At 53.3% G+C, this 18,615-nt stretch carries 10 protein-coding genes and 10 pseudogenes; 11 read left to right on the forward strand and 9 right to left on the reverse strand.

The window, feature by feature from the left end:
- Positions 1 to 14 precede the first annotated feature (14 nt).
- Together MKleb_RS28870 and MKleb_RS28875 are read left to right on the forward strand one after the other, a co-directional pair.
- Complete coding sequence (locus tag MKleb_RS28870) at positions 15 to 932, forward strand: Rpn family recombination-promoting nuclease/putative transposase (protein ID WP_217077012.1); 918 nt, start codon at positions 15 to 17, stop codon at positions 930 to 932.
- Between the two features lie 253 nt (positions 933 to 1,185).
- A pseudogene (locus MKleb_RS28875) lies at positions 1,186 to 2,340 on the forward strand (IS3 family transposase).
- Positions 2,341 to 2,363: 23 nt separating this feature from the next.
- Here the strand turns inward: MKleb_RS28875 and MKleb_RS28880 are convergent.
- Positions 2,364 to 2,660: a molybdopterin-guanine dinucleotide biosynthesis protein MobC gene (locus MKleb_RS28880; RefSeq protein WP_217077013.1), complete on the reverse strand. Its 297-nt coding sequence runs from the start codon at positions 2,658 to 2,660 to the stop codon at positions 2,364 to 2,366.
- Positions 2,661 to 2,884: 224 nt separating this feature from the next.
- Here MKleb_RS28880 and mobA point away from each other — a divergent pair, with 224 nt between their 5' ends.
- Together mobA and MKleb_RS28890 are read left to right on the forward strand one after the other, a co-directional pair.
- On the forward strand, positions 2,885 to 3,217 hold the full coding sequence (mobA, locus tag MKleb_RS28885; protein ID WP_217077014.1) for a plasmid mobilization protein MobA: 333 nt from the start codon (positions 2,885 to 2,887) through the stop codon (positions 3,215 to 3,217).
- A gap of 10 nt (positions 3,218 to 3,227) precedes the next feature.
- Positions 3,228 to 5,921 (forward strand): relaxase/mobilization nuclease domain-containing protein, encoded by a 2,694-nt coding sequence (locus tag MKleb_RS28890; RefSeq protein WP_217077015.1) that lies wholly within the window; start codon positions 3,228 to 3,230, stop codon positions 5,919 to 5,921.
- Positions 5,922 to 6,106: 185 nt separating this feature from the next.
- Here MKleb_RS28890 and MKleb_RS28895 read toward each other — a convergent pair whose 3' ends face one another.
- Entirely contained in the window at positions 6,107 to 6,583 is a 477-nt protein-coding gene (locus MKleb_RS28895) for a winged helix-turn-helix transcriptional regulator (protein WP_217077017.1), read from the reverse strand.
- A 61-nt stretch (positions 6,584 to 6,644) separates the two neighbouring features.
- On the opposite strand from MKleb_RS28895, the gene MKleb_RS28900 reads away from it, so the two are divergent.
- Positions 6,645 to 6,869 carry a tautomerase family protein gene (locus MKleb_RS28900; RefSeq protein WP_217077019.1) on the forward strand — a complete coding sequence of 75 codons (225 nt, stop codon included), beginning with the start codon at positions 6,645 to 6,647 and terminating at the stop codon, positions 6,867 to 6,869.
- A gap of 204 nt (positions 6,870 to 7,073) precedes the next feature.
- Here MKleb_RS28900 and MKleb_RS28905 read toward each other — a convergent pair.
- The 3 pseudogenes from MKleb_RS28905 to MKleb_RS28915 all read right to left on the reverse strand — a co-directional run.
- Positions 7,074 to 8,367: pseudogene (locus tag MKleb_RS28905) on the reverse strand (TraM recognition domain-containing protein); the annotation flags it as partial.
- A pseudogene (locus MKleb_RS28910) lies at positions 8,367 to 9,521 on the reverse strand (IS3 family transposase). The pseudogenes MKleb_RS28910 and MKleb_RS28905, both read right to left, overlap by 1 nt.
- A 682-nt stretch (positions 9,522 to 10,203) precedes the next feature.
- Positions 10,204 to 10,497 (reverse strand): annotated as a pseudogene (locus MKleb_RS28915) (transposase); the annotation flags it as partial.
- 10 nt (positions 10,498 to 10,507) lie between these two features.
- Between MKleb_RS28915 and MKleb_RS28920 the strand changes: the two are divergent.
- Positions 10,508 to 10,810, forward strand: a pseudogene (locus MKleb_RS28920) (IS110 family transposase); the annotation flags it as partial.
- Between the two features lie 124 nt (positions 10,811 to 10,934).
- On the opposite strand, the gene MKleb_RS28925 reads toward MKleb_RS28920, so the two are convergent.
- Positions 10,935 to 12,113, reverse strand: a complete 1,179-nt coding sequence (locus MKleb_RS28925) for an RNA-guided endonuclease InsQ/TnpB family protein (protein ID WP_217077021.1) — start codon at positions 12,111 to 12,113, stop codon at positions 10,935 to 10,937.
- Between the two features lie 26 nt (positions 12,114 to 12,139).
- On the opposite strand from MKleb_RS28925, the gene tnpA reads away from it, so the two are divergent.
- The 3 genes and pseudogenes from tnpA (at position 12,140) to MKleb_RS28940 (ending at position 13,302) form a co-directional block, all read left to right on the forward strand.
- A complete protein-coding gene (gene tnpA, locus MKleb_RS28930) occupies positions 12,140 to 12,577 on the forward strand; it encodes an IS200/IS605 family transposase (protein WP_416381404.1) in 438 nt (145 codons plus the stop codon).
- A 66-nt stretch (positions 12,578 to 12,643) separates the two neighbouring features.
- Positions 12,644 to 12,898: pseudogene (locus MKleb_RS28935) on the forward strand (transposase); the annotation flags it as partial.
- 11 nt (positions 12,899 to 12,909) lie between these two features.
- The gene (locus tag MKleb_RS28940; RefSeq protein WP_228740828.1) at positions 12,910 to 13,302 is read left to right on the forward strand and encodes a LysE family translocator; all 393 of its coding nucleotides are present in this window, start codon (positions 12,910 to 12,912) and stop codon (positions 13,300 to 13,302) included.
- A 164-nt stretch (positions 13,303 to 13,466) separates the two neighbouring features.
- Here the strand turns inward: MKleb_RS28940 and MKleb_RS28945 are convergent.
- A pseudogene (locus MKleb_RS28945) lies at positions 13,467 to 14,649 on the reverse strand (IS91 family transposase).
- Positions 14,650 to 14,750: 101 nt separating this feature from the next.
- On the opposite strand from MKleb_RS28945, the pseudogene MKleb_RS28950 reads away from it, so the two are divergent.
- Both MKleb_RS28950 and MKleb_RS30065 read left to right on the forward strand, forming a co-directional pair.
- Positions 14,751 to 15,170: pseudogene (locus MKleb_RS28950) on the forward strand (transposase); the annotation flags it as partial.
- 31 nt (positions 15,171 to 15,201) lie between these two features.
- Positions 15,202 to 15,315 (forward strand): annotated as a pseudogene (locus tag MKleb_RS30065) (DsbA family protein); the annotation flags it as partial.
- Positions 15,316 to 15,886: 571 nt separating this feature from the next.
- Here MKleb_RS30065 and MKleb_RS28955 read toward each other — a convergent pair.
- Positions 15,887 to 16,375 (reverse strand): annotated as a pseudogene (locus MKleb_RS28955) (IS3 family transposase); the annotation flags it as partial.
- 80 nt (positions 16,376 to 16,455) lie between these two features.
- Positions 16,456 to 17,964, reverse strand: a complete 1,509-nt coding sequence (gene ltrA / locus MKleb_RS28960; protein WP_217076961.1) for a group II intron reverse transcriptase/maturase — start codon at positions 17,962 to 17,964, stop codon at positions 16,456 to 16,458.
- Between the last annotated feature and the right edge of the window lie 651 nt (positions 17,965 to 18,615).

An 18,615-nucleotide genomic window follows, 5' to 3' on the forward strand; every position in this document is an offset into this window, starting at 1 on the left:
GAGAGAGGCGAACCATGCCAGAGAAGAAGCAACACAAAATCAGCCATCATGACCGGGTATTCAAGGCCGTGATGAGCGACCCTGCCGCGATGCGCGACCTGCTGGACGTGCATCTTCCGGCACAGTGGCGCGAGCGCTGCGACCTGAACACGCTGCAACTACAGCCGGGTTCGTTCATCGAGCCAGACCTGAAAGCGTACTACAGCGATATTCTGTACCGGGTGAACATCGACGGCGGCGAAAGCGGCTACATATACGTGACCGTGGAGCACCAGAGCAGCGCCGATGAACTCATTGCCTTCCGGCTGATGCGTTACGCCATCGCCGCGATGCAGCAGCATATCAAGCAGCACAAGAGTAAAACGGTGCCGGTAGTGATACCGCTGTTATTCTACGCGGGGCAACCGTCGCCGCATCCGTACCCGATGAACTGGCTGGACTGTTTTGACCAGCCGGAACTGGCGCGGGAAGTCTACAGCCGCGATTTTCCGCTGGCCGATGTGACGGTGATACCGGATGAAGAACTGATGCAGCACAGGAGCGTGGCGCTGCTGTCACTGGTGATGAAGCATATCCGCACCCGTGACATGATGGAGTTTATTGACGAAATCGCGCGACTGATACTGAAACCCCTGCTGACAGGGGAGCAATTCAACGCAATAATGCACTATATTTTCTGGAACGGGCAGGATAAAACAGATGTTCGCCTGTTTATTGAAGAACTCAGACACAAAGCGCCACAGCGCGAGGGGGAACTGATGACGTGGGCCGAACAACTGATTGAGCAGGGCGAGCAGAAGGGCATCCAGAAGGGCAGCCAGGAAGCCGCCGAGAATATCGCGCGGACTATGCTCCAAGAGAATTTCTCGCCTGATGCAGTCTCGCGCATTACCGGATTGCCGATTGAAAAAATCGAATCTCTGAAGCACTAACCCCACAGACCGCGCCAGCAATGGTGCGGTTTTCGATTATCCCCAGGACTATGCCACCCTGGCGTGGTTCTGACCTTCCGATAATTCTGCCCCAAAACCGCCTGCGGCCCGGTGGCGTTGCTGCGCTGACGCGCCGCCACTGCCACCTTTAACTCTGTCATGCTGCTTATCTCAGGCAAAGTGTAGTGGCACACTGAATTTGGCCACCTGAGTAGAGGTGATATGCTCACCTCAACATCTTACAGGTGAACCAATGAGCAAAATATTTACTGCTGAATTTAAAGCCGAAGCGGCAAAACTGGTCCTTGATCAGAACTACACTCACGGTGAAGCGGCTAAAGCGATGAACCTCAGCCTCTCGCTGGGTTAAATCGTTACGTATGGAGCGCCAGGGGAAAACGCCCCCGGGGCTGCCTCTGACGCCTGAGCAGACGGAACTCAGGAAAATGAGAAAACAAATACAACGCCTTGAAATGGAAAATGAAATCCTAAAAAAGGCTACCGCGCTCTTGATGTCGGACTCCCTGAAAAGTTCACGATAATCGACAGTCTGAGGGCGCACTACCCGGTAGCGCCATTGTGCCGGCTGTTCGGTGTTCACCGAAGCAGTTATCGTTACATTCGTAAAAATGGCAGGGATTCTGACGCTGAGCGGGCCGTCAAACGGAGTCTCGTCAGTGAAGTCTGGAATGCCAGTGGTGGCTCTGCTGGCGCGAGAAGTATCGCCACGATGGTCAGCGGCCGGGGCGTCAGACTCGGGCGATGGCTTGCAGGTAAGCTAATGAAAGAGCTGGATATCGCCAGTTGTCAGGCCCCGGCGCATAAATACAAATGCGGCGGGAACGAACACGTTGAAATACCTAACCATCTCGACCGGCAGTTCGCGGTAACAGCGCCGGATCAGAGCTGGTGCGGCGATGTGACCTATATCTGGACGGGAAAATGCTGGGCTTATCTGGCCGTCGTGCTGGATCTGTTCGCCCGTAAATCTGTGGGCTGGGCGATGTCGACGTCGCCGGACTCGGCCCTCACGGTCAAAGCGTTGCAGATGGCCTGGGAGCATCGGGGGAAGCCAACAGGAGTGATGTTCCACAGTGACCAGGGCAGTCACTATACCAGCCGCCAGTACCGGCAGGCTCTGTGGCGCTGTCGAATAAAGCAGAGCATGAGTCGACGCGGTAACTGCTGGGATAATGCCCCTATGGAACGGTTCTTCCGGAGCCTGAAGACCGAATGGGTGCCGACGAAGGGCTATAACAGCTTCAAAGAAGCTCAGAGCGCGATAATCCGCTACATCACGGGCTATTACAGTGCCATCCGGCCCCACTGGTATAACGGTGGGTTAACGCCAAATGAATCAGAGCGGCTGTTCCACGAACAGTCAGGTCGTGTGGCCAAAATTAGTTGACCACTACAGCCTGCTTTCCGCGCTTATGCCGCCCCGGTTTTTTTTGGTGATGTCTTGTTTTTTGCGCCAGTACCGCGTGAATTCTTCTGAAGCATTTCCCTGATAGCCTTTTCTCCGATGTCATATCCTGCCGTTGCCAGTGTACTTTTAATGTCCGCCACACTGTATCCCTTCGTTTTCACCAGTGCCTGAATGTCATCAGAAATTGCCGCCAGAAAATCCGGTAATGATTTTCGCTGTGTGGACAAATCGGGCAATTCTGACAGTGCTGTTTTTGCCAGTTCAATGTCGTCATCTGAATACCAGCGTTTACGAACCATGCTTCCTCCGGGTGTAAATTTAACTCAGCAGACAAAACATAGCATAAATCCCACATTCGAGGCAGTGCCGATCCGTCAACTTAACGTTGTGCTGCGACAAATCCAACGCGTATAATGCTGTTTAGAAGAGGACAGGATGTGTAATTGTAATACCGTCGCACGCAACAGCATTAAATTACCCTCTGGTCAGGGCTTTGCCCCGACACCCCAGCGTGGAGTTCAGTATGAGTGATGTGTCAAAAAAAAAGAAAAGTGAGACCCGGCAAAAGACCGTTGTGAGAACACTCAGGCTCTCGTCGTCAGAAGATAATGACATCCGACAAAAGGCCGAAAAATCAGGCATGCCCGTCTCCACATATCTCAGAAAGGCTGCGCTGGAAAAACAGGTCAATGCCCGAATCGATGACACGTTTTTAATGGAGTTAATGCGGCTGGGAAGGATGCAGAAGCACCTGTTTGTGGAAGGGAAACGTACCGGGGACAAAGAGTATGCCAGCGTACTTGTCGCCATCACTGAACTGACAACCACGCTGAGAAATCAGCTTATGGAAAAGTAAACACACGGCAATGATACCTGTCATCCCACCAAAGCGTCAGGACGGAAAGTCTTCTTTTGAAGACCTGGTGTCCTACGTCGCCGTCAGGGATGATGTGGTCGATGATGACCTGAAAGCGGTGGTGGAAAAGGGCCGCAATGCTCCGCACCGGAACCGTTTTAGCCGTCTGGTTGATTACGCCACCCGCCTGCGGGAAGGGGCCTTTGTCGAACTGGTCGACACGATGAAGGATGGCTGCGAATGGATAAATTTCTATGGCGTCACGTGCTTCCATAACTGCTCGTCGCTTGAGACAGCGGCGCAGGATATGGCGTATACGGCAGATAAAGCCCATTTCGGCGGCGATGATTCAGACCCGGTGTTTCATTACATCCTCTCCTGGCAGTCACATGAAAGCCCCCACTCGGAGCAGATTTACGACAGTGTCCGCCATACGCTGAAAGCGCTGGGATTGTCTTCTCACCAGTACATGTCCGCCGTGCATACCGACACGGATAACCTGCACGTCCACGTCGCGGTCAATCGTGTGCATCCGGAAACCGGCTACTACAATTGCCTTTCCTGGAGCAAGGAGAAGCTGAACCGCGCCTGCCGGGAGCTTGAGCTGAAGCATGGTTTTGCACCGGACAATGGCTGCTATGTGATAGCCCCGGACAAACGCATCGTGCGGCGCACCGGTGCAGAACGTAACCGTCAGAGCGGCTGGACGCGGGGCAAGCCACAGACGTTCCAGGCGTATATTGCGGACACGGCGATAATGGGATTACGTGAAGCGCCTGTGACGGACTGGACATCCCTGCATCAACGGTTCGCGCGTGAAGGGCTGTATCTGGCGATGACCGAAGGGCGGCTGGAAGTGAAGGACGGCTGGGTGCAGACCCGTGCCGGTGTTGACCTCAGTGGATTCGGCCCTTCCTGGTCACTGGACAGACTCACGCAGCGGCTGGGCGCCTGGACGCCACCTGCGCAGGATATCTTCCAGAAGACCCCGGACGTCGGGCGTTATGACCTGACCCGGGTGCCGCCGATCACACGACCGGAAGTGATGCAGGTCAACCAGACGCTGGCAGAGTATGCCACCGAACATCTCCGGTCGTCGCTTGCCTGGATTGATGCGGAGCCGTCACGCAGACGTATCGGCATGATCCATGGACTTCTTGCGCAGTCAGGGCTTTTCCTGAAGGAGCAGAATGACGGACTGGTTATCTGCGATGGGTTCTCCCCGGGGCGCACGCCAGTGCGGGCTGAATATGTCTGGCCTGTGTTGACGAAGCCCCTCCTCAGCACTTACGAGGGAGGATGGCGACCTGTTCCTTCTGATATTTTTCAGCAGATTAAACCAGCGCGACAGTATACCGGCGGGGAGCTGGTTCCAGCACCTGCTACGGACGAGCGCTGGCTGAAAATGCGTACAGGCACCGGCCCAGCCGGTGCGCTCAAGCGGGAAATTTTCTCCGACAAAGAAAGCCTGTGGGGATACGCGGCTTCTCACTGCCGTCTGGATCTGGATAACCTCATCATCGATGGACAATTTACCTGGCAGGGATGTCATGAGCTACTGGCCCGTCAGGGGTTATTGCTTCGCCGTCAGCATCAGGGGCTGGCGGTCGTGGATGCGTATCACCCCCGTTTAACGGGGGTTAAGGCCAGTCATGTTCATCCTGACTTAACCCTGGCGCGGGCAGAACCGTATGCGGGACCCTTTGAAGAGGTGGCGGCAGATATTTTTGAACGCGTCCAGATCACCCATCGATACGATCCGGAGCGGGCCGTCAGTGACCGGGATATTCCGAGCATGAAGCGCGATCCAGAACTGCGTCGTCAGCGGCGCGAAGCGCGGGCTGCCGCCCGTCAGGACCTGCGGGCGCGTTATGAACTGTGGCGTGAAGGCTGGCGTAAGCCTGATTTGCGCTATGGTGAACGCAGCGGTGAAATTCATCAGGCCTGCCGGATGAAGAAAGCCCATGCACGGGTTCAGTTCCGCGATCCGCTGGTCAGAAAGCTGCATTATCATATTGCGGAAGTGCAGCGAATGCAGGCGCTGATCGCACTGAAACAGTCGGTGAGGGAGGAAAGGTTAACTCTGGTGGACGCGGGGAAATGGTATCCGCCGACATTCCGGCAGTGGGTGGCGGGGGAGGCCCTGAAAGGGGACAAAGCCGCGATATCGCAGCTGAGAGGATGGGATTACCGTTCGCGGAGAAACCCTGCCGCCAGCCGGACGACAGATTCGCAGTGTGTGGTTATCTGTGAGCCAGGCGGTGAACCGGCCTACAATAATTTCCCTGATTCCGGGCTTCATGCAACGCTGAAACATAACGGGTGTGTACAGTTCACGAATGAACAGGCGGGGGAGTTTATCTGCAGTGATTACGGGGACCGCGTGGTGTTCCGTAATCATGAAGACTATGAAACGCTCAAAAATGTGCTGGTCAAAACCAGCCCGGTCTTATTCAGTCGAAACGATAGCGTCGAGATGAGCCCCGAGGGGGAGGATGAGCCGTTCAACACAGCGTTCGCCAAAATGGTGGCCTGGCGGAACGTGACGGCCGGTGATGGACTTGAGTATCGCGTTGCCCGCCCGACACTGGACAGACTACGTATTGAGCAGGAAGAAAGATACCAGGATATGCTCAACCCGCGCACGTATCATGCCGGGCCGGTTGAAGATGAACGACCGGGATGGACGCCACCGTCTCCATGATGATTTTGGCTCAGTAGTAAGGTGAGGCCCCCTGGCATAGCACGATAATTTCACCGTTCAGGACAACAGGCATAACAAAATCCAGATCCGCCATTTGTCCCCGCCGTTTTACTGTACATCATATAACCTAAGCAGACAGTCCGTTTTGTTCCAAGGTTGGGTTCAGAGAAAGTGCTAACGATCAGTCAAAATCCTTTTCTGAGTTGGTTTTCATACACTATTATCTGAATGTTTCCAGGTTCAACGATTCTACCTCCAGTTGTGACAAAAACACCATGCAGCACTTCTCCACTTTCTTTGTCAGTTAGAGCAATATGCGGGCTGTCGTGCAGTATATTTTTATTCCCCCATTCCATCATGGAGAAAAGAATCGGAGCAAGGCTACGACTTTTAGCTGTCAGAACGTATTCATACCGCTCACGAACCCCATCGTCCTGATACGGAATTTTGCATAGTAGGCCAAGTTCAATCATTTTTTTTAATCGGTTTGCCAATGTTTGTTTCGCGATCTTTGTATGGGAACGTATAATTTCAAAACGAGTAACCCCATAAAACGCTTCTCTTAGAATCAACAAGACCCACTGATCACCAAGCAATTCTGCTGTCGCAGCAAGCCCACAAAGCTCAGGTAATAAATACGGCAATGAATAATTTTTTGACATGTATGCGTTTGCCTCTTAATCTGAGTGTGATTTTAATACTCAGCTATTTAAGGAGAATACAATGCCCTTTGTAAATGTGCAAACCATCAAAGGAATTATGAACACGGACCAAAAAAATGAACTTCTACGTCGTATGACTGACCTCATTGTCGAAATTGAGGGGAAAGGCGCTCCTGAATTTAGAAGTTCGGTATGGATTCGGATTGACGAGCATGAACCGGAGCAGTGGGTGGTTGGTGGTAAACAGCTTACATCAGAAATGATAGCTGCAAAATTCGCGTCATAACGTCGGCCTAAACATTTTGGTAGTCATTACACCTTAGCTATGATTAATGTGCGGGCAGCGCTAACGTCCGCTGATCGATCAAAGGTAGAGCGTCAGATGTGGTTGCATTTTGTCTACGCAAACTGTCAGTTAGAGTCTGAACTAATACACTTTACTGATGCGATGTTAATGCACGGCGCTTTTTGAGTTGTGTCTGTAAACGATTCATGATGGCAATCCTCTTGTCTGATTTCTGCATGTGAAATGCCGCAGGATGGCCTGCATCCCGCAACAAGGGTTATGGACGAAAACTGGCTCCGGGTATTCCTCGCTTATGCTGGTCTGGGTCCGGGCTACTCGCTTTTTCTTTTGTTTCTTCGGGCGATTTTGGTTCCGGGAGCGTGACCTGCTTCACCCCGGCTACCTCCAGTTCCGGGTTTGTTGCTGCAGCGTTTAGCGTGATGTAGCGTATCCGACGGTCTTCCCGTGACGTGTGCTGCAGTATTTGCCTTGCCGTTTTCCAGATGTCTTCTTCTCTGGCCTCCGGGCTGGTATCGAATCGCGCCAGCAGCGTCCACGCGGCCTGACGGTTCGCCAGTGCGCTCTGGAAGGTGTCGATAACGGCCCTGATATCCTGTGCTTTCCTGCGTCTGCGCGACGGTTTCTCCGTCAGGACGCCGGTGACCGCGCTGACATTCTCCGGTACCGGGAGGCGGCGACGGGCGGTGCGGTCGACCAGACGGGCAAGATGCATCAGGGGCGGCGCATCAACCGTGATGTAGCGGTTGATGACCAGCGGCTGTAGCGGGGTGCTTTTCTCTTCGTCGGGGATGTAGAACGAGGCTGACGGGACGGCATCGCCCTGGAACAGCGTGAAGTGCTCGCCCTGCTGAAGCCGTATCAGCTCTTCAATACGGATTTTGCTCTCCATCCGGATGCTCACCTGGCGACCGTCCGTCCAGGTTTCACCGAGCAGCCCGTCCTGACGCTGAAGGTTGTCCATCTGTGCACGGGCCACCTCGCCAGCCGCACTTTTCAGCGTTTTTGCCGTCTTCTCATCGCTGACCACGCGCCCGGCGATTTTGGTGCCGGCGTTCTGCATCAGTGTTGCCGTGTTGTTGGCGGTCGTCTGCTCCTCGATACGCTCCTGGTCCTGCGCCATCATGATGAGGGCAAACTCCAGCGAGCGAACCTGCGTGGCTTCCACCGCGATACGGTCGGTGTAGTAGGCACCGACTTCATCCAGAAAGCAGAGGTACGGGAAGCGGCCCTTGTACTTCCTGACTTCCAGCGTTTCGCTGTCGGTCCCTTCAAGTCGGTAGCCGAGGTCGCGGGCCAGTATCATGCTCTGCTGGGTGACGAACATGCGCCCCAGCGCGGACGTGGTGTGAGAGGACGTATCCATCGCCGGTATCATGACCAGCAGAATGCGGTCACTGTGAATGCTGTCCCGCAGGTCGATATCGCCCGCGTCGGCGGCAAAGATATCCCCGAAGGTTTCGGTGAACGTTGTAGTGGTCAACTAATTTTGGCCACACGACCTGACTGTTCGTGGAACAGCCGCTCTGATTCATTTGGCGTTAACCCACCGTTATACCAGTGGGGCCGGATGGCACTGTAATAGCCCGTGATGTAGCGGATTATCGCGCTCTGAGCTTCTTTGAAGCTGTTATAGCCCTTCGTCGGCACCCATTCGGTCTTCAGGCTCCGGAAGAACCGTTCCATAGGGGCATTATCCCAGCAGTTACCGCGTCGACTCATGCTCTGCTTTATTCGACAGCGCCACAGAGCCTGCCGGTACTGGCGGCTGGTATAGTGACTGCCCTGGTCACTGTGGAACATCACTCCTGTTGGCTTCCCCCGATGCTCCCAGGCCATCTGCAACGCTTTGACCGTGAGGGCCGAGTCCGGCGACGTCGACATCGCCCAGCCCACAGGTTTACGGGCGAACAGATCCAGCACGGCGGCCAGATAAGCCCAGCATTTTCCCGTCCAGATATAGGTCACATCGCCGCACCAGATCTGATCCGGCGCTGTTACCGCGAACTGCCGGTCGAGATGGTTAGGTATTTCAACGTGTTCGTTCCCGCCGCATTTGTATTTATGCGCCGGGGCCTGACAACTGGCGATATCCAGCTCTTTCATTAGCTTACCTGCAAGCCATCGCCCGAGTCTGACGCCCCGGCCGCTGACCATCGTGGCGATACTTCTCGCGCCAGCAGAGCCACCACTGGCATTCCAGACTTCACTGACGAGACTCCGTTTGACGGCCCGCTCAGCGTCAGAATCCCTGCCATTTTTACGAATGTAACGATAACTGCTTCGGTGAACACCGAACAGCCGGCACAATGGCGCTACCGGGTAGTGCGCCCTCAGACTGTCGATTATCGTGAACTTTTCAGGGAGTCCGACATCAAGAGCGCGGTAGCCTTTTTTAGGATTTCATTTTCCATTTCAAGGCGTTGTATTTGTTTTCTCATTTTCCTGAGTTCCGTCTGCTCAGGCGTCAGAGGCAGCCCCGGGGGCGTTTTCCCCTGGCGCTCCATACGTAACGATTTAACCCAGCGAGAGGCTGAGGTTCATCGCTTTAGCCGCTTCACCGTGAGTGTAGTTCTGATCAAGGACCAGTTTTGCCGCTTCGGCTTTAAATTCAGCAGTAAATATTTTGCTCATTGGTTCACCTGTAAGATGTTGAGGTGAGCATATCACCTCTACTCAGGTGGCCAAATTCAGTGTGCCACTACACACTACCACTAAATCCGCGTCACGACCCTCATTTCATCAGGAATAACATATTTTTGTTTACTCCCATTTTTTTTAAAATCCTACCCCTGATGCTATAATATGTTTTATGCTTTATTTTTTTTCGAGAGCAATACTTATTCATTGACTCTTGAATTATGACAGAATAAAAAAGTTCGAACTCGGATTTTGTTAGAGCATTTCTCGCCCTCCCCCCCCCCAAGATCCCTACATTCTCATTTATTAGAAGCACTCCACTTCTGTTTTTCTTCTCTTTAACAATTATCTCGATGGATTGCAAGCTGTTTGATTTAATATATTTCGCTATTGGCAGTAAATAGCCACCATCACAGAAAATCAGATAGTGTGTATTTTGTGTTTGTATCGGACAGTTTTTCTCAAAAATGAAGGTTATTGATTTTTGTATATTATATAGATTAAAGTCGATACAATAAACTTTACTAGAGTGATACGTTTTTATTGCCCATTTATCGAGTAATTCGCAACCTACTTCAAAATAGATATTATTTGTATACGATTCAATCAAAACTAAACCTCATTTATATAAATAAAAAAACAGCTGTACTACTATCTAGGCTGCGTCCCTTAGAGTCTATCCCAATAGGATCTTATTCCAGACAATAATGCTGCATGCAAAATGCAGCATCGCTTCGTAGTTCTCGACTTTCTTCTCCCAACGCGTCAGTACGCGTCGGAAACGATTCATCCAGCTATGCGTTCTTTCCACAACCCAACGATGTGCCTTGAAGTCGGTGTTTTTAACCGCCTCAGACGCCTCTTTCTTCGACTGGATATGAGGTTCATAGCGACGAGCTTTCAAACAGATTTCCAGCCATTAGGCTTCATAGCCTTTGTCCAGGCAAAGATGCAGCCTGCGCCCCGGCCTGCCGGTCTGTGGTCTGTTGACCCAGATACATCCGGCTCTGGAGCGCGTTCTCGGCCCGAGACTGGATCACCCGGCCGTGCTCGATCTGCTCCAGCGATATCCCTCGCCCGAAAAACTCGCTTCGCTGGGTGAGAAGAAGCTGGCAACCCAACTCAGCAAACTCGCACCCTGTCTGGGAAAGCGCCTTGCTGCTGACATCACCCAGGCACTGAGCGAGCAAACCTTCGTCGTTCCCGGCACGAATGCTGCTGTCATCGTCCTCCCGCGCCTGGCATTCCAGCTCATCACACTGCGTAAGCAAAGAGACGAGTTGACATCCTCCCCCACCTTCTCACTTCGTGAATCAGGAGGGGGATTCCTTTTCAGGTAGCAACACGTTACCGCATTGCCCGGTTCCACGCTTAACGGCTTACGCCGCCATACGGGCGCGTCCGGGGTTAATCCCGGACAATACGGCATGCCCTGCCGAATACGGCATGCCCTGCCGCGAGAATATTACGAGCGCCGTTTATGTCGGCGTTCGCTTCGTAACCACACGCTACGCAGACAAATACTGCCTGCGATTGACGGTTTTCCTTCGCTGTATGACCACAGCACGAACACCGCTGACTGGTATATGCCGGAGGGACTGCCAGCACCTGACCACCGCGCCAGAGCTGCTTGTACTCAAGCTGACGACTCATTTCGTTCCAGCCCTGATCCAGTATCGCCCGGTTAAGTCCAGATTTTGCCGCGACATTGCGCCCCGGCTCGTCTACCGTACCCGCTGCCGATTTTGACATGTTGGAAACCTTCAGATCCTCTATAACGACCATCGCGTGATTTTTGCTGATTGTTGTTGTGACTTTGTGAAGGTACTCGCGGCGGATGTTGGCGATATGCGAATGTAAGCGGGAAATTTTCGCCTTCTGTTTTTTCCAGTTCGCGCTGAATTTCACCATTCTGGCCAGTTGGCGCTGTAGCCGCGCCAGCTTCGCCTGATTCTTTTTAAAGCTGTTTACCGGCTCAAAGATGGTGCCGTCTGACAGCGTTGCCAGCTTGCTGATACCCGCATCCAGACCGATAGCTGACGTTGACGGGTGCGCTGGCTGCTCCACCTCAATTTCTACCTGAAACGAGATATACCAGCCGCCAGCGTGCTGGCTGACGGTTGCATTTTTGATCTTCCCTTCCACGGCGCGAGACTGGCGGAACTTGACCCAGCCCAGTCCAGACGGCAATTTAACGCGCTTGCGGTCAAGGTGGCAGTATTTGTCGAAATTGACGAATCTGATCGAATCGTTGCCTTTGCTCTTACGCTTGAATACCGGCTTTTCAGCCGACAGGCGCTTATCAAAACAACGGTTCCATGCCCCGTGCAGGTCTTTCAGTTTCTGCTGTAGGTTGTCGGTGTAGCCTTCTGACAGAAAGGCGGTTTCCGGCATCCCCTTCACCACTGTAAGCATTTTGCATAATTCAGCGTATGACGGCAGTTTCTGACCAGCATCAAGAATGCGTTGCGTTTCTGTCAGGCCATAATTCCAGACGAAACGAGCGCAGCCGCACATCTGGCGCAGTCGTTGCGCCTGTACGTCCGTCGGTTCCAGTCTGTATTTATACGCCTTTAAGATAAGCATTTTCATTCAGTGTGTATTGGGCTAATGTGTGTATATTAACCACAATATTTGTCTGGGGTCAAGCGGTGCAGGAAATCAAAAGAAGTAGGCATAGCGCGTATTTGCTGCATGTTCATGTCGTTTTTGTGACGAAATATCGCAGAAAGGTTTTCGGGGAATTTCACCTCGAGAAAGCAAGTCAGTATGCATCAGAGGTGTGCGGTGATTTTGGGGCGGAACTGAAAGAGTGTGACGGCGAGGCGGATCACGTTCACATGTTGATCGAGTACCCACCGACGGTGCAGTTATCTAAACTGGTTAACAGCCTGAAATCCGTCACCAGTCGGCGGCTACGGAATGAGTTTCTGGACTTGCGTGCGGCGTACAGTAAGCCCGTGCTATGGTCACGCAGCTATTTCGTCGGCTCATGCGGTGGAGCGCCGCTGGAAGTCGTGAAGAGGTACATTCAGCACCAGCGCGGCTGACGAATCTTTGACGCTGGCGCGTCATCGAAATTCCCCTCCCACCTTCCACGGTGGGAGCACTCTTTCGTTTTTAGGTGGGCGGTAGTGATGAATATTGAACTGCATTACCTGCCTTCCTACAGTCCGAATCTGAATCCGATAGAACGGCTGTGGAAGGTGATGAACGAAGAGGCCAGAAACAACCGGTACTTCGCAACAACAAAGGCGTTCAGAGTGGCGATAAGCAGATTTTTTACCTATCGATTACCTGAAATCGCAGGAGTGCTGAGTTGCCGTATTAATGACAAATTCCAGACGCTGAAAAATGCAACTTCAGGTTAATCGAGTATATAATTCCGGGGCCTTCAATGATGCTCGCTATGAATACCTGTCAACAGAAACACGGATTAATGCTGGGGAATATGGCGGCACTGGGGAATGTGGTTGCGTCTCTTCTACAGGCGCTGATTTCTTTGCTGGTTATCTATACTATTGGCGGGGTCAGTGACGGGCTAATGGCTGTTGTCAGGACTGCTGGTGCTGGGTACATCATTTATATCGGAGTTCGCTTGTTTATAGCGCCACGTATCGATGCCGATGATAATGGTGGAATCAAGACACAAATGCTAACGGCATTTAACCAGGGGTTTTTACTGGCCATTGCCAATCCGAAAGCGATTATCTTTTTCGTCGCATTTTTCCCGTCATTCATCAAAACAAGTTCATTGATAGGAATTAAAACCTGAAACTGAACAACAAATAACCACCACTTTTGACTCCTGACCAGCGCTGGCGGAGGTCTGTGATTGTTTGCTTCAATCGGTAATCACTGATTTATCGGTGATATCGATTAACTGACCGTCTTTTAAACTTTCCCTGCGCTGCGGACGGATCTTCCCTGCATCCGCGCCTAACCGCACATTTTCATCTGCGCCAGCTGCTCATGCCGGGCCATCAGTTCCGCAAGCCGCTGCCCCCGTTTCAGCCCGCCGAAACACATTATCTTCCCGCACAAAATGCACGCCAGTGGGTCCACTTTCAGCAGCCGCTGGTACAGCCCCCGCCATGTCACCTTCCGCGCCGTTTTTCGCTGCGTCTCTTTTAACAGATACACGACTTCCAGCACGGCTCGCTTCGACGGGCTCAGAAAGCCGTAATACCGCACCATCCGGAACCGCTTCTCCGGCACATGCCAGGAGAAGCGTTCCATAAACTCATCCCCGCTCAGCGTCAGCGTCTCCTCCTGCTTTGTCCGGTGACTGCGGTAGCGCATGATAATTTCATCCCGCCCGGCGTAGTGCTCCAGCCGGCTCATCGACACCGGGGGCTTCTTAAGGTAAGCCCCGAAGTACATCGCCACGTGCGTGGCGTTGTCCATCACCTTCGACACCCGCACATTCCATTTTCTCCTGTAGTGCCGGTCCAGAAAGCGATTCCAGTCCTGCCGGCTGCGGCTTTCTGCGGCCAGGGTTGCCGGTATCTCCAGCCGCCAGAATTCCCGGCGCAGCAGGTCAGTGATACGCCAGCGCCACATCGGCATCACGTTGCGGGCGTAAAACTGCACTTTCTTCCAGGTGCTGGCGTCAGTAATCCCGCCGGCCGTTGTGGAAAGGTGAATATGCGGATGCTACTGCTGGTCGCGCCCCCAGGTATGGATGACGCTGAAGCAGCCCGGAAGAAAGTCGCCGCGTCGGCCGGTTTCCAGGATAACGTCTGCCGCGAGGCGGCTCATTTCGGCGAGCAGCCAGCGGTTGTGGTAAATCAGGGGCCAGAACTCACAGGGTAGGGTGAAGGTGATGTGCTGCCATTCTGCGTCAGGGACCAGGCCCAGAAGATACTGTATCCAGATTTCACCGGCTTTTACGCCGCAGTGTGGGCAGGAGCGGCTTTTGCAGCGAAAACAGACTTTTTTGAGTGACCACATCCGGGGTCAGGGCTCTGCCAGCAGGTGTATCCCATGAGCGTGTGCCGCAGGCCATGATTTTAGTGACAGCCTCAATGACGGCGGGACGAACAGAACCTTCAGGCTGTTTGTGATACCAGCTAAGCCAGCGGTTGCCCTGCTGAAAGATATCGGCGAAGCGGGGAAGCATAATCATTTCACAGAAAAAGTGTGAGCCAGGGTTATAACAGTCGCCGAAGGCCATGACAAGTCGCAGCCGTCAGGCTGCCTACTTGGTCTGTGGCGAGCCAGACAGTGGCCCTTGAGGTAGAACAGCGGGTCTTTGCTCACCCTCTTTACTCGGTCCTGACCAGCATGCCCGGAGTCGGTGTCAGGACCGCAGCCAGACTCCTCACAGAGGTCGCCTGTCGCGCCTTCGCCTCCGCCGCACATCTCGCTGCTTATGCTGGCATTGCACCGGTAACCCGGCGCTCCGGCTCGTCGATACGTGGCGAACACCCGTCAAGACGAGGCAATAAAACCCTCAAGCGGGCGCTGTTCCTGTCGGCCTTCGCCGCGCTCAGGGACCCGGTGTCTAGGGCTTACTACACACGCAAAATGAGCCAGGGAAAGCGACACAATCAGGCACTTATCGCCCCGGCAAGACGGCGCTGTGACGTTCTGTTCGCCATGATGCGTGACGGTACTTTTTATTCCCCTGCGGCATCATAAACATGCTTGACAACTTAATAGGCCCCCCCCCCCGCAAACCTGGTTTGTATTTAAAGAGAGGCCGATATTTGGTGAACACCGGGGGGCATCACTGACGACGGCAGAGATGGGCCTGCAAATTTATCAACAAAAGGGCGCACAGGCTTTACGGCATACCGGGTAAAACATAGTCAGGGTGCCAGACAAAAAAAAGGCCTCAGCAATCCGCGGGGGCCTCACTTCAAAATCGAGTGTATCAGATATGAAAAAGGAGATACGTGGCTTTCCTGGGATGGTAAGCCGTCTTCTTTATACCACAAAAACGCAGGGATTCATCAGTGTGGGCGTGTTCCGGTGTCGTTTGCGCAAAAAAAAACCTCTGCGCGAACAGAGGGCAGCAAGGACTGTATGGGGCGATTTTTATTTTCGTTTGAACAGTTGGGGTGGTGCAGGAGATAACGTGCATAAAATAACAGAAAGACAGATGAATAGCGTCGATGCTACGTAAAGAAACGAAATGAAATGTCAGCAAAAAAAAAGCCCCCGCAGAAGCGGGGGTGAAAGCTAAGTAGCCATAAACGAATATCTTTCAAGGCAGTCAGTGAGCCTGACCACAGGGTGAGAATAGCTGAATCGATTCAAAAGGTTAACGATAACATTTGTATTTATCAATAATCATAACAAAGGGGAGGCGGGATACGGTTGCTGGTGTGTGTTTTAGTGGCGGGGTGTAGTGGTCAACTAATTTTGGCCACACGACCTGACTGTTCGTGGAACAGCCGCTCTGATTCATTTGGCGTTAACCCACCGTTATACCAGTGGGGCCGGATGGCACTGTAATAGCCCGTGATGTAGCGGATTATCGCGCTCTGAGCTTCTTTGAAGCTGTTATAGCCCTTCGTCGGCACCCATTCGGTCTTCAGGCTCCGGAAGAACCGTTCCATAGGGGCATTATCCCAGCAGTTACCGCGTCGACTCATGCTCTGCTTTATTCGACAGCGCCACAGAGCCTGCCGGTACTGGCGGCTGGTATAGTGACTGCCCTGGTCACTGTGGAACATCACTCCTGTTGGCTTCCCCCGATGCTCCCAGGCCATCTGCAACGCTTTGACCGTGAGGGCCGAGTCCGGCGACGTCGACATCGCCCAGCCCACAGGTTTACGGGCGAACAGATCCAGCACGGCGGCCAGATAAGCCCAGCATTTTCCCGTCCAGAGTAGAGTAAGAGGCAGGGCGTAGTCGGACTATTTCCCTGCCTCTCCTCCCCGAACCGGACGTGCACCTTTCAGCGCATCCGGCTCTCCATTTAAATGCTGGCGAACGCCATTGCCACTTCTGTAAAGCGCGATGTATACGTGTTTCTGGTCTCCGTCCTCAGATAGGGATTACCTTCGGGTAGCCGCCAGCGGAACAGCTTCTTGCCTTGCCCCACCAACCGGTACAGTATTTCGCCGCTGAGCTTGCCGTGATTGGTTTTACCAAATAAAACCCACGTTTTGCTCTGACCCGGTTTCGGTGATTTACACCACCACCTCATCAGGGAAGCGATACCTGTACGGTATTTGCGGGCCAGCCAGTGAGCCAGCTTCCAGAACACGACACGGTCGATATAACTGAAGACTTTGGCCTTAAAATCAACGAACTGATAGAACATGGCCCAGCCTTTCAGTTTTCGGTTGAGTTGTTCAGCCATATCGACTTTGCTTTCACTGTAGTTGCCTGATAACAGTGCTGTCAGCGATGCGGCGAAGTTTCTGGCTTTCTCCTGCGGGATCGTTGAGACCACTCGCATCTCGCCATAACGACTGCGTTTGCGAATGATCCTGTGCCCCAGAAAGATAAAGCCGTCATTAACATGGGTGATTTTAGTCTTATCCATGTTCAGCCTGAGTTTCAGACTGCCTTCGTGCACACCCCGACACTCCTCCCTGATGGCTTCCGCCTGTGCTTTGGTGCCTTTGACGATGAGGACAAAATCATCGGCATAGCGGCAGTACGCCACCGCGGGTTTCCACTGCCAGTTTTCTCTGACCGCCGTACTTCGGCCCCGTTGGATACTGTTATTCCAGTACCACCGATCTTTTCTGGCTTTCCCGCTCAGGTAGCGCTCATGCAGGTATTGATCGAACTCATTCAGCATGATGTTCGATAATAGCGGCGATATAACACCGCCCTGTGGCACACCTTCACTGGCCGCCCGAAAGAGACCGACATCGATATGTCCCGCCTTGATGGTTTTCCACAGCAGAGTCATGAAACGTGCGTCACTGATCCTGCGGCGTACAGCCTTCATCAGCAGTCGATGATGTACGGTGTCGAAGTAACTGGACAGGTCGCCTTCAATCACCCAGCGTCCCCGGGTTTCACCACAGTCTGTGAGCTGTAATTTCACCGTGCGGATCGCGTGGTGGACACTGCGCTCAGGCCGGAAGCCATATGAGAGCGTATGAAAATCACTCTCCCATATCGGCTCCATCGCCATCAGCATGGCCCGCTGAACAATACGATCCCGCAACGCGGGGATACCCAGTGGTCGCAGTTTGCCGTTGCTTTTAGGGATGTAAACCCGTCTGGCGGGCAAGGGCTGGTAGTGGCCTGAGAGTAATTCATCCCTGAGGATTTGCAGCTCAACAGCCAGTCTGGCCTGTAGCATTGTTTTGTTCACGCCATCAACGCCGGGGGTATGGGCCCCCTTTGATGAAAGCGTGATCCGCGCCGCTTCAGCCAGCCATTCTGGTTGTGTTATCAGACGCAGCAGCCGTTGAATCCGTAGGGACGGATCGGTGACTGCCCATGTGGCAAGCTTGCGTTGCATTTCGCTGATTATCAAAGGTCTTCACCTCGTTAGGTCAGTTAATTCACGTCGCAAACACATTCAAACTGCTTCCCTTCGCCATGTAATGGGCTTTCCCCATCGCGGACTACTACGGAAGCTCCGCCAGCCAGCGCGTCATCGGAGCCATGCCCCCTTAACATCCGTCGCTGACCTTCCCCGGTTTACCTGCCTGGACTCAGGCATACTGAGGAGGCTGCCCGTCGCACTCTTTATCCTTGCTTGCCGCAAGTTGGCAGAAGTCAGCAACGCAAGCGTGATAGACGCTGCTGCCCCGGTGTTTCGCATACATGTCAAAACACCTTCGACCGGCAGTGCTTACGTATCACTGCCAGTTCCTCCTGCACGGCCTGTCAGATCACGTAGGCCGTGGTGACGTTTTCAACCCACAGAGGCGGATTAACGGGTTCATGTTCTTCAGCCTTTCAGTACTTAACCTTGAGGATCATCTCGGCTTAGTGATCTCGCCTCAATCCCCGTTGTCAGCGGGTTACATCACCCTGCGGGCATGCCGCAGGTCACTGCCGCTCAGGTTCTCCACCGTCACACCCGGTGGGATTGTTGGGTTTCTCATCGTGAGTTACCGGTTCAATATTCCAGACAGACTCGCGGTTCATTTAAGCATCCATGCCC

The sequence above is a fragment of the Klebsiella sp. PL-2018 genome, assembly GCF_019048985.1.
In the GTDB taxonomy this organism is placed as follows: Bacteria; Pseudomonadota; Gammaproteobacteria; order Enterobacterales; family Enterobacteriaceae; genus Klebsiella; species Klebsiella michiganensis.

Bases quoted from the DNA above. Each gene is read 5' to 3' on its own strand.
- MKleb_RS28870 (WP_217077012.1), top strand. From the start codon at position 15: ATGCCAGAGAAGAAGCAACACAAAATCAGCCATCATGACCGGGTATTC.
- MKleb_RS28880 (WP_217077013.1), bottom strand. From the start codon at position 2,660: ATGGTTCGTAAACGCTGGTATTCAGATGACGACATTGAACTGGCAAAA.
- mobA (WP_217077014.1), top strand. From the start codon at position 2,885: ATGAGTGATGTGTCAAAAAAAAAGAAAAGTGAGACCCGGCAAAAGACC.
- MKleb_RS28890 (WP_217077015.1), top strand. From the start codon at position 3,228: ATGATACCTGTCATCCCACCAAAGCGTCAGGACGGAAAGTCTTCTTTT.
- MKleb_RS28895 (WP_217077017.1), bottom strand. From the start codon at position 6,583: ATGTCAAAAAATTATTCATTGCCGTATTTATTACCTGAGCTTTGTGGG.
- MKleb_RS28900 (WP_217077019.1), top strand. From the start codon at position 6,645: ATGCCCTTTGTAAATGTGCAAACCATCAAAGGAATTATGAACACGGAC.
- MKleb_RS28925 (WP_217077021.1), bottom strand. From the start codon at position 12,113: ATGCTTATCTTAAAGGCGTATAAATACAGACTGGAACCGACGGACGTA.
- ltrA (WP_217076961.1), bottom strand. From the start codon at position 17,964: ATGCAACGCAAGCTTGCCACATGGGCAGTCACCGATCCGTCCCTACGG.